Genomic DNA, 13,973 nt, shown 5'->3' with positions numbered 1-13,973 from the left:
CGCGGCATTCTTGAGCAGCACGCCCCGCTTCGACAGGTAGCGAGCAAACGCTCCATCCGGAAACATCGAACTCAGGTAGCCCTTGAAGATGATCCGGTCGAAGCCTTCAACAACACCCAGGATTGGCTCCTGGTGCTTCTTGAGGAAAATGTCCATGTCGCCTCCCTTGCCGTGCGGTGGTCTACCTCCTACGTGGGGTTGAGGATATTGTCCTCGCAAATTAAATCCGGCGGTATCGGGGGGCGACGCCTTTTTGGTTGCGGCCAACGGCTGCGCTAAGTACCTTCCGGGTAGTTGCTTCACTCCTCGCTTCTCGCTCCTATGATGGAGCACAGCTTAAACCACTGTCTGATTTCCAGGGACGACTATAGTCGAACCGTCAAAACTTTGCGCGACCTCTACTCACCGTTTCCCAACCCGCATCTTCTTTCATGATCCGGGACGGCAGCAACTGCAATGACCGTTAGCCGTTAGCGGACAGCGCCCAAGCAGGAGCGGCGACGGTCGGCGGCGGTACTGCGGCATCGGCAGCGAAGGGCCGGTGAGGTCGGCAATACTGGAGCGATTGTCGAGCGCGGCAAGTCTAGCGCCGCTGCTTCCACCACAAGCGCAGTTGCGTTTCGGCTGCGTCCTTGAATTCCGGCTTGAACACGGGATGGTAGGTAATGCCCAAGGCCTTCAGCGAGTAGCCGAGCGTAGCAAGGATATCAACGGCGGCTTGATGAGTGCTCGGCGATCCGTGGCTCAGACCCCAGGCGGCGCTGTCCATGATCGCGTCGAGCTCGGTCGCCGACGGTTTTTCGGCGCCGCTGGTGACCACGAAGTAGGCTGCTGCCAGCCGCTCGCGCGGGTCGCTGGCACGTAGCGCGGTCCTCGGATTGGCGTGCGCGCGCATGATACGTTCGAGCAGTCCTGGCTCGCGCCAGATCAGTCCGCCGCTCGTTGGCCCCTGCCACAGTTGTAGCGCCGCACCCTCCCGAACCCTGATGAACGCGGTCACTTCGCCGGGAAGCGATGCGAGGAACGCGTAACCGGGGGACCCGCCCAGCAGGTATTCGTCACCGGCGCGTGCATCGCCGCGCACCACCTCGCGCACCCGCAGCGTGGCACCGAGCTGCTGGTCGTAGGCTATGATGTCTCCGTGAACGACGATTGCGGCCTTTCGGAAAGCTTGCTCGAAGGGGTAAAGGGGCGGCGCCACGACCATCGCGTTTGCATGGCCCCAAGGCCCGACAAGCGCAGTGGTGAGGCTCAGTGCGGCACCGATTGCACGTGTCTGGTCAACCAGGCGGCGCAAAGCTCGCGTCAGAAACGGCTCTGTTGGAAAGCGGCACTGGCGTCCGCGCGAGACCGCCAGGAATTGCGCCGTCAAGGTCACGAGCGGCCCGGCCTCGCTGGTCGCTGGGCCGGGCGCTCGCTACCCCAAGGTCAGAGGCAGAACTAGGAGGCAACCCTGACGACTCGGCGCCGCGCCGCGCCCAGCCCGAGGAGGGCTGCGCAGAGCAGCAGCGCGGTGGTCGGTTCCGGCACGCCGTTGACCTGTTGCTGGGTCCAGCCGATCACGTCAAGGGCCTGGATGTCGCGCGCGGTGACGACGTTCATTTGGCCTGGTGGCACGGCGGTGGGATCCATGATGCCGATGTTGAAGTCGTCTTTCCAGTGGCTTGCCTGATAGCCGTCGCCGAAGGTCTGCCCGGTCGACCAGGCGTTACTGACCAGGGCGGTACAACCGCCGTCGATCGCGAAGTCCTTGGCGCTGTCGCCGATCGTCCAGTCCATGCTGGCACCGGCAGCCTGGCTGGCGCCAGAACAACGCGTGAAGTCGAGCAGCGTCGCGAACGGGTCAAAGTCAGCGTCCGAGAACTGGCCAACCACGCCAGGCCCATTGCTGTTGTAGTCGAGGATGTCGACGCCGCTGACAAAGCCCATGGCGTGGCCAAGCTCGTGGACGGCGATCCCGACGAAATCGAAAAGGCCCGGGTCGATCCCGTTGCTCTGGTCGAAGTCGAAATTGAAGAGGCTGCTGAAGGTGATTTGTGCATCCTCGCCAGGGGCGTTGGCGGCGACCAGGCCGATGGCCTTTGCATTCGCCGTGGTCAGCTCCATGCTCTCGATGCCCGCTCGCAGGTGCGTGGCGCCGCCCGAGTCGGTGGTTCCGTTGATCAGCTTGCTGTAGCTGGTCCCGCCCGGCAGCCCGGCGACCATCGTGGCGTCGTCCGCACTGCTCGCGTCGGCGCCGAGTGCCGCCTTCATGTCGCCGAAAGTGGTGGCGAAGTACGAGGAGCCGGCCTGCCCCAGGATGCCCGGGCCGAGCGCCGCAAAGCCGGCCGTGATGTTCACGGTGATCGGGTCGATGAATACGCTCTGCCAGAAGTTTGCAGCCGCCTGGAAGCCTGCATCCGCATTCGCGTTGCCGGTCGAGGTCAGATTGATCGTCAGGGCGTGGGCTGGTCCCGCTGCGCCAAACGCTGCGGCTATGGCGACGCCGCCGGCCAATTTCTTGAGGGCCGGGAATGCCTTCGAATTTTTCATGATTTGCCTCCTGTCTAGGTGATACGACATAGCCACCACCGAGGTGCCGTCAAGTCGTCCAGCAAGGTTATGGCGTTACGGGCGACCGAAGTGGGCGCCATAGATGAGCTGCCGCTCTGAATCTGCCACGCTCAAAAGCAAGCACGGCCTGTCAGACAGCTTCTTGATGGTACGCAAGATTCGTGCCATATCATTATAATTGGCCCTATGCGGCTGTTTTGTATGCTGAAATAGGCAATTGACATGGTGTTGCCGCCTGGCCTCGCAACGGGCAGTGTAAAGTTTTTCGACAGTTGTCCCGCCGCGGCGAGCGGGTGACGGTGGCGGCTGCCTCCGGCACCCACGTTGGCGGGTTTGCCGACCGCCGCAGCGGTTAGTGGACCGTCGGCGGCGCAGGCAACGGCGAGTCGGCGAACAGTTCGTCGATCGCCAGTGCGTCAAAACGATACGTGCGATTGCAGATGTCGTCCTTGATCAGCACTTCGCCGTGCTCGTGCAGGGCCGCATCGACCTCGCGACGACCGAGCGAGCGCAGCATCGAACGCACTTTCCCCCAGTCTTCCGGGCAGTTGTAGGCGACCGTCCGGGCGGGAAAGACCCGCACCGTCTCCTCACCGAAGAGGCGCCGCAGCAGCTCGTCGGCGGGGAGGGACAGCAGTTCGGCGGCTTGCACCGTCGACGCCAGTGCTTCGACGCGCGGCCAGCCGTCGGCGTCGCGCTCCTCGGCGGTCGGCAGGCGCTGCAGAAAGAGCCCCGCTGCGTTGTCCGCCGAAGCCGCGAGAAACAGTCGCGCGGGCAACTGGTCCGATTGGCCAAGGTAGTGCTCGAAGATCTCGGCGACGTTTTCTCCAGCGAGCGGCACGATGCTCAGGTACGGCTCGCGCATCGATGCGATGTCGAGCGACAGCTGCAGTTGCCCGTCGCCGAGCAGTTCCGCCGCCGAGCCGGCGACGACCGGGGCGCTGCATCTGGCCATGCCGCGAATCTGCAGTTGCTCGTTGCAGTCGATGACCAGCAGCGAGACTGCGCCGCCACCGCGCAACTGAACGGTCAGTCGTCCGGGCTGCTTCAACTTGCCGGCGAGCAAGACCGTCGTCGCGGTCATTTCTCCGAGCAGACGGGCAACCGGCACCGGGTAATCGCGATTGTCGAGCATCTGTCGCCACGCCGGGCCCAGCCGAACAACGGCCCCCGCGATGTCCAGATCTTCGAGCAGGAAACGGCAAAGGCAGTCGTCGATCAAAGGTCCGTTCCCAAAAACTCGCTGGCGTAGCGTTGCGGATCAAAGCCGATCAGCAAGGCGTCGCCGGTATCGATTACCGGCCGCCTGATCAGGCTGGGCTGCGCGGCCATCAGCGTCAGCGCCCGGACTTCGCCGAGGTCGGCGCGCTCTTCGGCAGTCAGCTTTTTCCAGGTTGTGCCGCGGGTGTTGAGCAAGGTCTCCCAACCTGCCCGGCGGCTCCATTCGGAAAGCTCGTCGATGCTGATGCCCGCCTTGCGGTAGTCCACGAAATCGACGACGACGCCGTGTCCGGCCAGCCAGGCGAAGGCTTTCTTCATCGTGTCACAGTTCCTGATACCGAAGATGCGACGCCGTCGGGGAGGCGGGGGTACGGTCATGGCGTTCGGGACGGCCTGGCAACCCGGCTCAGGATACGGCGAGCATCCGCTCCAGCGCGACTCGGGCGAGTTCCTTTTCGTGTTCCGGAACCTTGATCTGGTTGACCAGCGTGCCATCGGCCAGATTCTCGAGGGTCCACGCCAGATGCTGCGGGTCGATGCGCTGCATGGTCGAGCACATGCACACCGTCGGCGCCATGAACTGGACGATCTTGCCCTCGCTGCGGACTTCTTCCGCCAGACGGTTCACCAGATTGAGTTCGGTACCGACCAGCCAGCGGGTGTTCGGGCTCGCCTCCTTGATCGTTCTGACGATATGTTCGGTCGAGCCGACGAAATCCGACTGCCGACAGACCTCGAAGCTGCATTCCGGGTGGGCGATCACCAGCCCGTCGGGATGCTGGTTGCGGAAACGCAGGATGTGTGCCGGCTGGAACATCTGATGCACCGAGCAGTGGCCCTTCCAGAGCAGCAGTTTCGCGCGCCGGATCTCGTCGGCACTGAGACCGCCCATTTCGAGGTCAGGGTCCCAGACGAACATCTCGTCGAGCGCAATGCCCATCTGGTGGCCAGTCCAGCGACCGAGATGCTGGTCGGGAAAGAAGAGGATCTTTTCGCGGCGCTCGAAGGCCCAGGCGGCGATGGTCCCGGCGTTCGACGAGGTGCAGACAATGCCGCCTCGTGCCCCACAGAAAGCCTTGAGATCGGCGGCCGAGTTGATGTAGGTGACCGGCGTCACCTGCTGATCGACGTCGAGGACCTCGCCGAGTTCGCGCCAGCAGCGTTCGACCTTGGCCAGATTGGCCATGTCGGCCATCGAGCAGCCGGCGGCCAGATCGGGCAGGATCGCGATCTGTTCCGGTTTCGACATGATGTCGGCCACTTCGGCCATGAAATGAACGCCGCAGAAGACGATGTACTGGGCATCGGCCTGCGAGGCAAGGCGCGACAGTTTCAGCGAGTCACCGGTGAGGTCGGCGTACTGATAGACGTCTGCGCGTTGATAGTGGTGGCACAGCAGCACGGCTTGCTTGCCCAGCCGTTCGCGCGCGGCGCGGATGCGCTGGTGACAGGCGTCGTCCTGCAACTGGTTGAACTTGTCGAAGCTGATGGTGGCGGTTGGCATGTTCAGTGACTCGGGTCAATCTCACACAGCCCGGACAGGCTGTCGGCAAAAAGGTTCAGCTGCGCCATGGCAGGCCGGCGCGACGCCAGCCTCCGATCTTGCCTCGCTGGCCGTTGGCGTCCTTGTCGCCCTCGAAGCCCTCGAGCACGTTGTAGCAATTCGAGTACGCTCCCTGGCTGGCCAGCGTCGCCGCCTGGTGCGAGCGCACGCCGCTACGGCAGAGGAACATCAGCAAGGCTTCACCGTCGGCCTGCTGCTTCAGCTGCGGCAGGAAATGGGCGTTCGCCTTGTTGTCGGGGTAGCTCTGCCACTCGATCTCGATCGCGCCGGGGATGCGCCCGACCCAATCCCATTCGGCACGGGTGCGCACGTCAACCAGTTTGGCTCCCGGCGCCAGTTGCCATACTTCGTACGCCTCCTGCGGCGTTAGCGCGCCCGCGTAGGGGACGCCCAGTTCGCGTCCCCGTTCCTGAGCCAGCTTAAGCAGATCCGTCAATCTTCCCATGGTTCCCACCGAGTGGTCCGTCAAGTGAAATCTCACGAGGATCGCAGTATAGATCACTTGTCTGCCTTGCAGCGCTCGGACGTATCAAACGGGCCCGCACCACAGTGGTGCCGTGGGCGAGCGGCAGCACCGTGGTGGTGCGCGGCAAAAACGTCGAGAACGCGCCAGCAGCTTGTGGCACAATGAAAGCACCGCAGGGCATGGGTTGGCACGCTTTCTGCTTCCATGCTCCTCGTACCTTTTTCTACTGCCGCCGGTCAATCCGGCACCTGTTCAGGAGACTCTGCAAATGGCAAGCCCGCAAGATGTGATCAACATGGTCAAGGAAAACGAGGCGAAGTTCGTCGACTTCCGCTTCACGGACACCCGCGGCAAGGAGCAGCACGTGACCGTGCCGGTCAGCGCGTTCGACGAGGACAAGTTCGAGAACGGCCACGCTTTTGATGGCTCGTCGATCGCGGGCTGGAAGGGGATCCAGGCGTCGGACATGCAGCTGATGCCCGACCCCAGCACGGCCTACGTTGACCCTTTCTTCGACGAAACGACGATCGTCGTCACCTGTGATGTCGTTGACCCGGCCGATGGGCGCGGGTACGACCGCGATCCGCGTTCGATCGCCAAGCGCGCCGAAGCCTACCTGAAGTCCAGCGGCGTCGGGGATACCGCCTACTTTGGCCCGGAGCCCGAGTTCTTCATTTTTGACTCGGTGGCGTGGAGCGTCGACATGTCGGGCTGCGCGCTGAAGATCTTCTCGCAGGAAGCGGCCTGGTCGAGTGGCGAGAAGGGCGACGGGGAAGGCGGTACTGGTCACCGTCCCGGGATCAAGGGCGGCTACTTCCCGGTGCCGCCGGTTGACAGCCTGCACGACATCCGCTCGGCGATGGTGCTGACCCTCGAGTCGATCGGCATCCCGGTCGAAGTGCATCACCACGAGGTCGCGACGGCCGGTCAGTGCGAGATCGGCACGCTGTTCAGCACGCTGGTGAAGCGCGCCGACTGGACGCAGCAGCTCAAGTACGTGGTCCATAACGTTGCCCACCAGTACGGCAAGACCGCCACCTTCATGCCGAAGCCGATCGTCGGCGACAACGGCTCGGGGATGCACGTCCATCAGTCGATCTGGAAAGACGGCAAGAACCTGTTTGCCGGTAACGGTTACGCCGGTCTGTCGGAAATGGCGCTGTTCTACATCGGCGGGATCATCAAGCACGCCAAGGCGCTGAACGCGATCACCAACCCCGGTACCAACTCCTACAAGCGCCTGGTGCCGCACTATGAAGCACCGACCAAGCTGGCCTACTCGGCCAAGAACCGTTCGGCGTCGATTCGCGTGCCGCATGTGGCGTCGGACAAGGCCCGTCGTATCGAGACGCGCTTCCCCGATCCGATTGCCAATCCGTATCTGTGCTTTTCAGCGCTGCTGATGGCCGGCCTCGATGGCATTCAGAACAAGATTCACCCGGGCGATCCGGCCGACAAGAACCTCTACGATCTGCCGCCGGAAGAGGACGCCAAGATCCCGACCGTCTGCGCCAGTCTCGAAGAGGCGCTTGCCGCGCTCGACAAGGATCGCGAGTTCCTGACCCGTGGCGGCGTGTTTTCGGACGAGTGGGTCGACGCCTTCATCGAGTTGAAGATGGACGAGGTCAACAAGGTGCGGATGACCACTCACCCGGTCGAGTTCGAGCTGTACTACAGCTGCTGAGCGGATCACGCAGCGAAAAGGACGGGCCTGCCCGTCCTTTTTTTTGTCTACCAACAATGGTTCCCGTGCGTTTGTATTCGCTTGACTCATCCCATACACTCGTGTGTGCCGTGGATTTCGGCATGGCATGATGCCCCGCCCCGGCGCCATCTGGCGACAGGCCGCAACCAGGGAACAAGACGACGATGAGACAGCAAGACCTTTGCCTTTCGATTGCGCTGCTGTGCTTGGCGACCGGCCCTGTACATGCGCAGGACATCTACAAGTGCGGCGATCCCGATGGCCGGGTCACCTACTCGAACGTCCCCACCAAGAACTGCAGAAAACTCGTTCTCGACCCGGTGAACGTGTCGCCAGCACCCAAGGGCTCGCCGAAGACACCGACGCCGGGCGCATTTCCGAAGGTGGACGATCAGACTCAGAAATCGCGCGACGGCGATCGCCGGCGGATTCTCGAAAGTGAGCTGGCGGCCGAAAAGAAGAATGCCGAGCAGGCGAAAGCGGCACTCGCCGAGCAGGAGGCGCTGGTCTTGCCGAGCGAGCGCATGCAGGGCGGTGCGATCAGTGGCGGCAAGGTTCAGGAGCGGGTCCAGCCGTACAAGGACAAGGTCGCCCTGCACGAGAGGAATATCGAGGCGATCACCAAGGAAATCGGCAATCTGCGCTGATCGCATCGGGAGCGAGCGGTCGCTATCGCGCAATGAAAGCAATGCCTGAAAGCACCGGAAATCAATTCGGCGGGCTGGACCTGCTCTCGTCGGCGGTTGTTCTGCTGGACGAGAAGCTGGCCATTCGTTACCTGAACCAGGCCGCCGAGAACCTCCTGGCGATCAGCAGCAAGGTTTTCGTCGGCTGCCCGCTGACGGCGGTCATCGAGTGCCCGCCTGGACTGCTGGCGGCGCTCGATAGTACCCTGCACGATGGGAGTGGCTACACCGGGCAGAATATCGACCTGCGCCTAAGCAGCGGCGAACTGCTTCGCCTCAACTGCGCAGTCAGCCCGGCCGACGCCCCGGAAGCACGTCTGCTGGTCGAACTGTGGCCAATCGATCAACAGCTCAGGGCGACTCGGGAGGAGCGCCTGGTCGAGCAGCAGCACGCCAACCGCGAGCTGATCCGGAATCTGGTGCACGAAATCAAGAACCCGCTGGGCGGTATCCGCGGTGCGGCCCAATTGCTCGAACACGAACTCAACAATCCGGGCCTTCGCGAGTACACCCAGGTGATCATCAAGGAGGCCGACCGGCTGCAGGACCTGATGCGGCGGCTGCTATCGCCGCACCGCCCGATGCAGCCGGGCCCGGTGAACATCCACGAGATCCTCGAGCGGGTGCGCAGTCTGCTGACCGCCGAATTCCCGACCCTGCTGACCGTGCAACGCGATTACGATACCAGTCTGCCGGATCTGATCGGCGACCGCGAGCAGCTGATTCAGGTGTTCCTGAATGTCGCCAGGAACGCCGCGCAGGCGATCATGCGGCAGCCCGATGGCCGTGTCGGCGGTCCAGGCCGGATCACGCTGCGTACCCGCGTCGCGCGTCAGACGACCCTGTTCAAGCGCCGCTACCGCCTGGCGATCGAGGTGCAGGTGATCGACGACGGTCCCGGCGTTGCCGAGGATATCCGCGAACGCATGTTCTATCCGCTGGTTTCGGGTCGCGAGGGCGGCAGCGGCCTGGGGTTGACGCTGGCGCAGAGTTTTGTCCAGCAACATCACGGGGCGATCGATTGCGAGAGCAGGCCGGGCGACACCTGTTTCACCATTCGCTTGCCCCTCGGCTGAGGGGTTGGCAGGTTTCTTGCTAGGGTAGTTGATGACACTTGCCACGCTGCCCGAGGAATCAATGAAACCGGTCTGGATCGTTGACGACGACAAATCAATCCGCTGGGTTCTCGAGAAAACCCTGTCGCGCGAGAAAATCGTGTCGCGGAGTTTTTGCTCGGCGACCGAAGCCCTGGCGGCACTCAACGCCGGCGCCGAAGCGCCGCAGGTACTCGTTTCGGACATCCGCATGCCGGGTCAGTCGGGGCTTGAGCTGCTGCAGGTTTTCAAGGAGCGCTTCCCGGCGCTGCCAGTGATTATCATGACCGCCTACTCCGACCTGGAGAGTGCGGTGTCGGCGTTTCAGGGCGGTGCTTTCGAGTATCTGCCGAAACCCTTCGATGTCGACCAGGCGCTGGAGCTGATCAGGCGAGCGATCGGCGAAAGTATGCACCAGAGCGGTGCGTCAAGCGAAGTGGAACTGGTGCCGGAGATTCTCGGCCAGGCGCCGGCGATGCAGGAGGTCTTCCGCGCCATCGGCCGCCTGAGTCAATCGAGCGCGACCGTGCTGATCACCGGTGAGTCGGGATCGGGCAAGGAACTGGTGGCACGCGCGGTGCATCGTCACAGCCCGCGCGCCGACAAGCCGTTCATCGCCATCAACACCGCAGCGATTCCTCGCGACCTGCTCGAGTCCGAACTGTTCGGTCACGAACGCGGCGCCTTTACCGGCGCGGCGGCTCAGCGCCAGGGCCGTTTCGAACAGGCCGAGGGGGGAACGCTGTTCCTCGACGAGATCGGCGACATGCCGGCCGAGTTGCAGACCCGGCTGCTGCGGGTCCTTTCCGATGGTCACTACTACCGGGTGGGTGGCCATTCACCGCTGAAGACCAAGGTCAGGATCATCGCCGCGACGCACCAGGATCTCGAGGCACGGGTACGCCAGGGGCTTTTCCGCGAGGATCTGTTTCACCGTCTGAACGTGATCCGCGTTCGTCTCCCGTCGCTGCGTGAACGGAGCGAGGATATCCCGATTCTGGCGCGTCACTTTCTGCAGAAAAGCGCGCAGGAACTCGGCGTCGAAGGCAAGCGCTTTTCCGATGGAGCGCTGAGACACCTTTGCTCGCTCGATTTTTCCGGCAACGTCCGGCAACTGGAGAATCTTTGTCACTGGCTGACGGTCATGGCACCGGGGCAACTGGTCGAACTCGCCGACCTGCCACCGGAACTCCGCGAATCGCTGCCGGCGGTGCCGGCCAGCGACTGGGAAAGCGCCCTGGCCGCCCAGGTCGACCGCTTGTTGGTGGCCGATGCCGGGCACGTACACGAAAAGCTGACGCAGGCCTTCGAGAGGGTCCTGATCAACCGCGCGCTGGTTCACACCGGCGGGCGCAGAATCGAGGCCGCGCAGACCCTGGGGATCGGGCGCAACACCATTACGCGCAAGATCCAGGATCTTGGCCTCGATGGCGCGAGCGCAGCGGCGAGCGAGGACCGCGACGCCTGCCTGCCCCGGTAAGCGCCGGGTATCGGCGATAATGGCGGCCTTGATGTTGATCACGAGGCCATGATTCGCCAATGAGCCAGCCTGCCGACAGCTGTCTGATCGATCCCCGGCGCCTGCTTTCGCTGCTCGGTCCGGCAGCCGTTCGCTTCACCGTCGAGGCGCTGCCGGAGTGCGTTTCGACCAGTACCTTGCTGCTCGAACGCGCCCGCCACGGTGCTCCGGCGGGTTCGCTGCTGGTCGCCGACCGGCAGACCGGCGGCCGCGGGCGGCGTGGCCGAAGCTGGCTGTCAAGGCCGGACGACAGCCTGACCTTCTCGCTGCTGTGGGCCTTTGACGGCGGTGTCGGGCGACTGAGCGGGCTGTCGCTTGCCGTCGGCCTGGCGGTGGCGCGGGCCCTGGAGAACAGCGGCGTGCCGGGCGTCGGACTGAAATGGCCGAACGACATCCTGCTCGACGGCGGCAAGCTCGGCGGCATTCTGGTTGACCTGGAGAGCGACCACGAACGGATGCTGACGGTGGTCGGGATCGGCCTGAACCTGCGCATGCCGCCAGCCGGCGACGAGGAATTCCTGCATCCGCCGGCGGCTCTGGCGCAGGTTCTGCGACAGCTGCCCGACCGTCACCAATTGCTGGCGCAGCTGTTGCTCGACCTGGCAGACGTTCTCGACCGCTTTGCCGAGGGCGGCTTTGCCGTCCTGCGCGGCGACTGGCAGGCGCGTCACGTCTGGCAGGATCGACCCGTGCGCCTGCTCGACGGCGAGCGGATCGATCGTCGGGGCGTCTGTCTGGGCGCCGATAGCGATGGCGCCCTGCTGCTGCAGACGGCCGCCGGGGTCGAGCGCTGTTTTTCCGGCGACGTCTCGCTGCGGCTTCCCGAATGATCGTCGCCATCGACGCCGGCAACAGCCGCATCAAATGGGCTGCTCACGACGGGCAGCGATGGCAGGATCGTGGCGTGCAGGCCACGGCCGATGTCGCCCGCCTGGCTGAGGACCTTGGGCGATGGCCGGAGAATGTCCGCGCGGTGGTCTGCAACGTCGCCGGTAAGGCGGTCGGCGACAGCATCTCGTCGCTGCTCGCCCGGCGCGGTGCCCGCGTCTCGTTCCTGAAAGCCAGTGCCGAGGCCTGTGGCGTCCGCAGCAGCTACGAGATTCCGCAGCAACTCGGGGCCGACCGCTGGGCGGCGCTGATCGGTGCTCGCGCCGCGCTCGGCGGCGCCTGCCTGGTGGTCTGCGCCGGAACGGCGACGACCGTGGACCTGCTCGACGCCGAAGGGGTTTTTCGTGGCGGGCTGATCCTTCCAGGTTTCGACCTGATGCGCGCCGCGCTGGCGCGCAACACCGCGCAGCTGCCGCTCGCCGAAGGCAGCTACCGCGAGCAGCCGCGAAATACCATGGACGCCATCGTCAGCGGCTGCCTGCAGGCGCAGCTGGGGGCCATCGAGCGGATGTTCCGCAGCATCGCTGACGAGCCCGGAGCGCGGTGCCTGTTGACCGGCGGCACGGCGCCGCACCTGGCCGCGCACTTGAACATCCCCTTCCAGTTGATGGACAATCTGATCCTCGACGGGCTGCTGCGCTTTGCTGCCTCGCCCGGAAGCTGAGGACCGCTGCGCCAGTGGCTGCAGACCGGAGAAGCCGCATGCCCACGTACCTGTTGACCACCCTGCCAGCGTTTCTCGCCTGCTTCGCCGTTGCCATCGTCCTGCTCGCCCTGTTCCCGCTGGTTTCACTGAATGTCACGCCGTATCACGAGCTGGTGCTGATCCGTTCCGGCAATACCGCGGCAGCGCTCAGCCTGTTCGGCGCGCTGCCCGGTTTCGCGATGCCGGTGGCCAACGTCATCGCCCACGGCGATACGCGGGTCGGGCTGGCGGCATGGGGAGCGATCGCCGGCGTCGTCCAGTTGCTCGCCTACCTGGTGCTGCGTTTCACGCTGCCGCCGCTCCATCAGGACATTCCGGCCGGCAAAATGGCGCCGGCCGTCTTTCTTGCGGTCGCTTTGCTGACCGTCGGCCTGATCAACGCTGCCTGCATGACTTACTGACCGTTTCATCTGCCGGCGCTGCCCCATGTTCTACCGCGCCGGATCCTCTACGCTCGACTTCAGGAGATCGTCATGGCCCTCATGGACTTCATCAAGAAGCAGTTCATCGACGTCATTCAGTGGACCGAGGACAGCGACGGCATTCTCGGCATCCGCTACCCGATGCAGGACTTCGAGATCCAGTATGGCGCGCAGCTGACGGTGCGCGAATCGCAGCTGGCAGTGTTCGTCAATGAGGGCCAGGTGGCCGACGTTTTCGGCCCCGGGAGGTACAGACTGACGACCCGCACCCTGCCGCTGCTGACCTACCTCAAGAACTGGGACAAGCTGTTCGAGTCGCCTTTCAAGTCGGATGTCTATTTCTTCTCGGCACGCCTGCAACTCGATCGCAAGTGGGGAACGTCGAATCCGATCACCATCCGCGACAAGGACTTCGGGATGGTGCGGATGCGCGCCTTCGGTATCTACTCGTACAGGCTGACCGATGCCAGGAAGTTCTACAGCGAGATATCCGGGACGCGCGAGCAATACACCGTCGAGGACCTCGATGGGCAGCTGCGAAATCTGGTGGTCAGTTCGATGACCGACCTGTTCGGCGAAGCAGGCGTGCCGTTCATCGACATGGCGGCCAATCAGGAGGAGTTCGGCCGGACGCTGAAAGGCAAGCTCGGACCGGTCTTCGATCGCTACGGGCTGGTCCTCGACGCTTTCGTCGTACAGAACGTTTCGCTGCCGGACGAGCTGCAGAAGGTGCTCGATACGCGCATCGGCATGAACATCATCGGCGACCTTGGGCGCTACACCCAGTACCAGGTGGCGAGCAGCATTCCACTCGCCGCGCAGAATGAAGGCGGCATTGCCGGCATCGGTGCCGGCCTCGGCGCCGGGCTCGGCATCGGCCAGACGATGACCACGGCCATGGGCCAGGCGATGGCGGCGGGCGGCGCCGCGGCGACGCAGCCTGCCTCGCCCGTCCCCACCCCAGCAGCGGCCGTGGCTGCGGCAAGCGCCGACGACGTCGTCGCCACCCTGGAGAAGCTGCACGCCCTGGTGACCAAGGGCATCGTCTCGCAAGCCGAGTTTGACGCCAAGAAGGCCGAACTGCTGGGCAAGCTGGTTTGATCGGGCAGGCCTGGTGACGCAGTGACGGCAAGCGCTGCTGCTTGGTGA

14 protein-coding genes are annotated in these 13,973 nt (G+C 64.1%); 8 read left to right on the top strand and 6 right to left on the bottom strand.

Features of this window, described 5'->3' with window-relative positions:
• Window positions 1-583 precede the first annotated feature (583 nt).
• From Q1L50_RS06150 to Q1L50_RS06125, 6 genes are all read right to left on the bottom strand, one after another.
• On the bottom strand, window positions 584-1,201 hold the full coding sequence (locus Q1L50_RS06150) for a hypothetical protein (RefSeq protein ID WP_300336765.1): 618 nt from the start codon (window positions 1,199-1,201) through the stop codon (window positions 584-586).
• Between the two features lie 239 nt (window positions 1,202-1,440).
• Window positions 1,441-2,532, bottom strand: a complete 1,092-nt coding sequence (locus Q1L50_RS06145; RefSeq protein WP_300336763.1) for an NF038122 family metalloprotease — start codon at window positions 2,530-2,532, stop codon at window positions 1,441-1,443.
• Window positions 2,533-2,905: 373 nt separating this feature from the next.
• Window positions 2,906-3,775, bottom strand: a complete 870-nt coding sequence (locus Q1L50_RS06140; RefSeq protein ID WP_300336762.1) for an Hsp33 family molecular chaperone HslO — start codon at window positions 3,773-3,775, stop codon at window positions 2,906-2,908.
• Entirely contained in the window at window positions 3,772-4,152 is a 381-nt protein-coding gene (locus Q1L50_RS06135) for an arsenate reductase (RefSeq protein ID WP_300336761.1), read from the bottom strand. The genes Q1L50_RS06140 and Q1L50_RS06135 overlap by 4 nt, the downstream gene beginning before the upstream one ends.
• A gap of 28 nt (window positions 4,153-4,180) precedes the next feature.
• Window positions 4,181-5,278 carry a quinolinate synthase NadA gene (gene nadA / locus Q1L50_RS06130; protein ID WP_300336759.1) on the bottom strand — a complete coding sequence of 366 codons (1,098 nt, stop codon included), beginning with the start codon at window positions 5,276-5,278 and terminating at the stop codon, window positions 4,181-4,183.
• A 55-nt stretch (window positions 5,279-5,333) separates the two neighbouring features.
• Entirely contained in the window at window positions 5,334-5,783 is a 450-nt protein-coding gene (locus tag Q1L50_RS06125; protein WP_300336758.1) for a rhodanese-like domain-containing protein, read from the bottom strand.
• 289 nt (window positions 5,784-6,072) lie between these two features.
• Between Q1L50_RS06125 and glnA the strand changes: the two genes are divergently transcribed.
• From glnA to Q1L50_RS06085, 8 genes are all read left to right on the top strand, one after another.
• Window positions 6,073-7,488 carry a type I glutamate--ammonia ligase gene (gene glnA, locus Q1L50_RS06120; RefSeq protein ID WP_300336756.1) on the top strand — a complete coding sequence of 472 codons (1,416 nt, stop codon included), beginning with the start codon at window positions 6,073-6,075 and terminating at the stop codon, window positions 7,486-7,488.
• Window positions 7,489-7,673: 185 nt separating this feature from the next.
• Complete coding sequence (locus Q1L50_RS06115) at window positions 7,674-8,156, top strand: DUF4124 domain-containing protein (protein WP_300336754.1); 483 nt, start codon at window positions 7,674-7,676, stop codon at window positions 8,154-8,156.
• 41 nt (window positions 8,157-8,197) lie between these two features.
• Window positions 8,198-9,271, top strand: coding sequence for a nitrogen regulation protein NR(II) (gene glnL / locus Q1L50_RS06110; protein ID WP_300336752.1), 1,074 nt, complete (start codon window positions 8,198-8,200; stop codon window positions 9,269-9,271).
• Window positions 9,272-9,332: 61 nt separating this feature from the next.
• The gene (gene ntrC, locus Q1L50_RS06105; RefSeq protein ID WP_300336768.1) at window positions 9,333-10,769 is read left to right on the top strand and encodes a nitrogen regulation protein NR(I); all 1,437 of its coding nucleotides are present in this window, start codon (window positions 9,333-9,335) and stop codon (window positions 10,767-10,769) included.
• Between the two features lie 59 nt (window positions 10,770-10,828).
• Window positions 10,829-11,638 carry a biotin--[acetyl-CoA-carboxylase] ligase gene (locus Q1L50_RS06100; RefSeq protein WP_300336750.1) on the top strand — a complete coding sequence of 270 codons (810 nt, stop codon included), beginning with the start codon at window positions 10,829-10,831 and terminating at the stop codon, window positions 11,636-11,638.
• Window positions 11,635-12,360, top strand: a complete 726-nt coding sequence (locus Q1L50_RS06095; protein ID WP_300336748.1) for a type III pantothenate kinase — start codon at window positions 11,635-11,637, stop codon at window positions 12,358-12,360. Before Q1L50_RS06100 ends, Q1L50_RS06095 begins: the two co-directional genes overlap by 4 nt.
• 38 nt (window positions 12,361-12,398) lie before the next feature.
• Window positions 12,399-12,803 (top strand): DUF350 domain-containing protein, encoded by a 405-nt coding sequence (locus Q1L50_RS06090; RefSeq protein WP_300336746.1) that lies wholly within the window; start codon window positions 12,399-12,401, stop codon window positions 12,801-12,803.
• 72 nt (window positions 12,804-12,875) lie between these two features.
• Window positions 12,876-13,925: an SPFH domain-containing protein gene (locus Q1L50_RS06085; RefSeq protein WP_300336745.1), complete on the top strand. Its 1,050-nt coding sequence runs from the start codon at window positions 12,876-12,878 to the stop codon at window positions 13,923-13,925.
• The last annotated feature ends 48 nt before the right edge of the window (window positions 13,926-13,973 follow it).

This window comes from Accumulibacter sp., from assembly GCF_029255145.1.
GTDB lineage: Bacteria > Pseudomonadota > Gammaproteobacteria > Burkholderiales > Rhodocyclaceae > Accumulibacter.
This window is presented reverse-complemented; position numbering and strand designations above follow the sequence as displayed.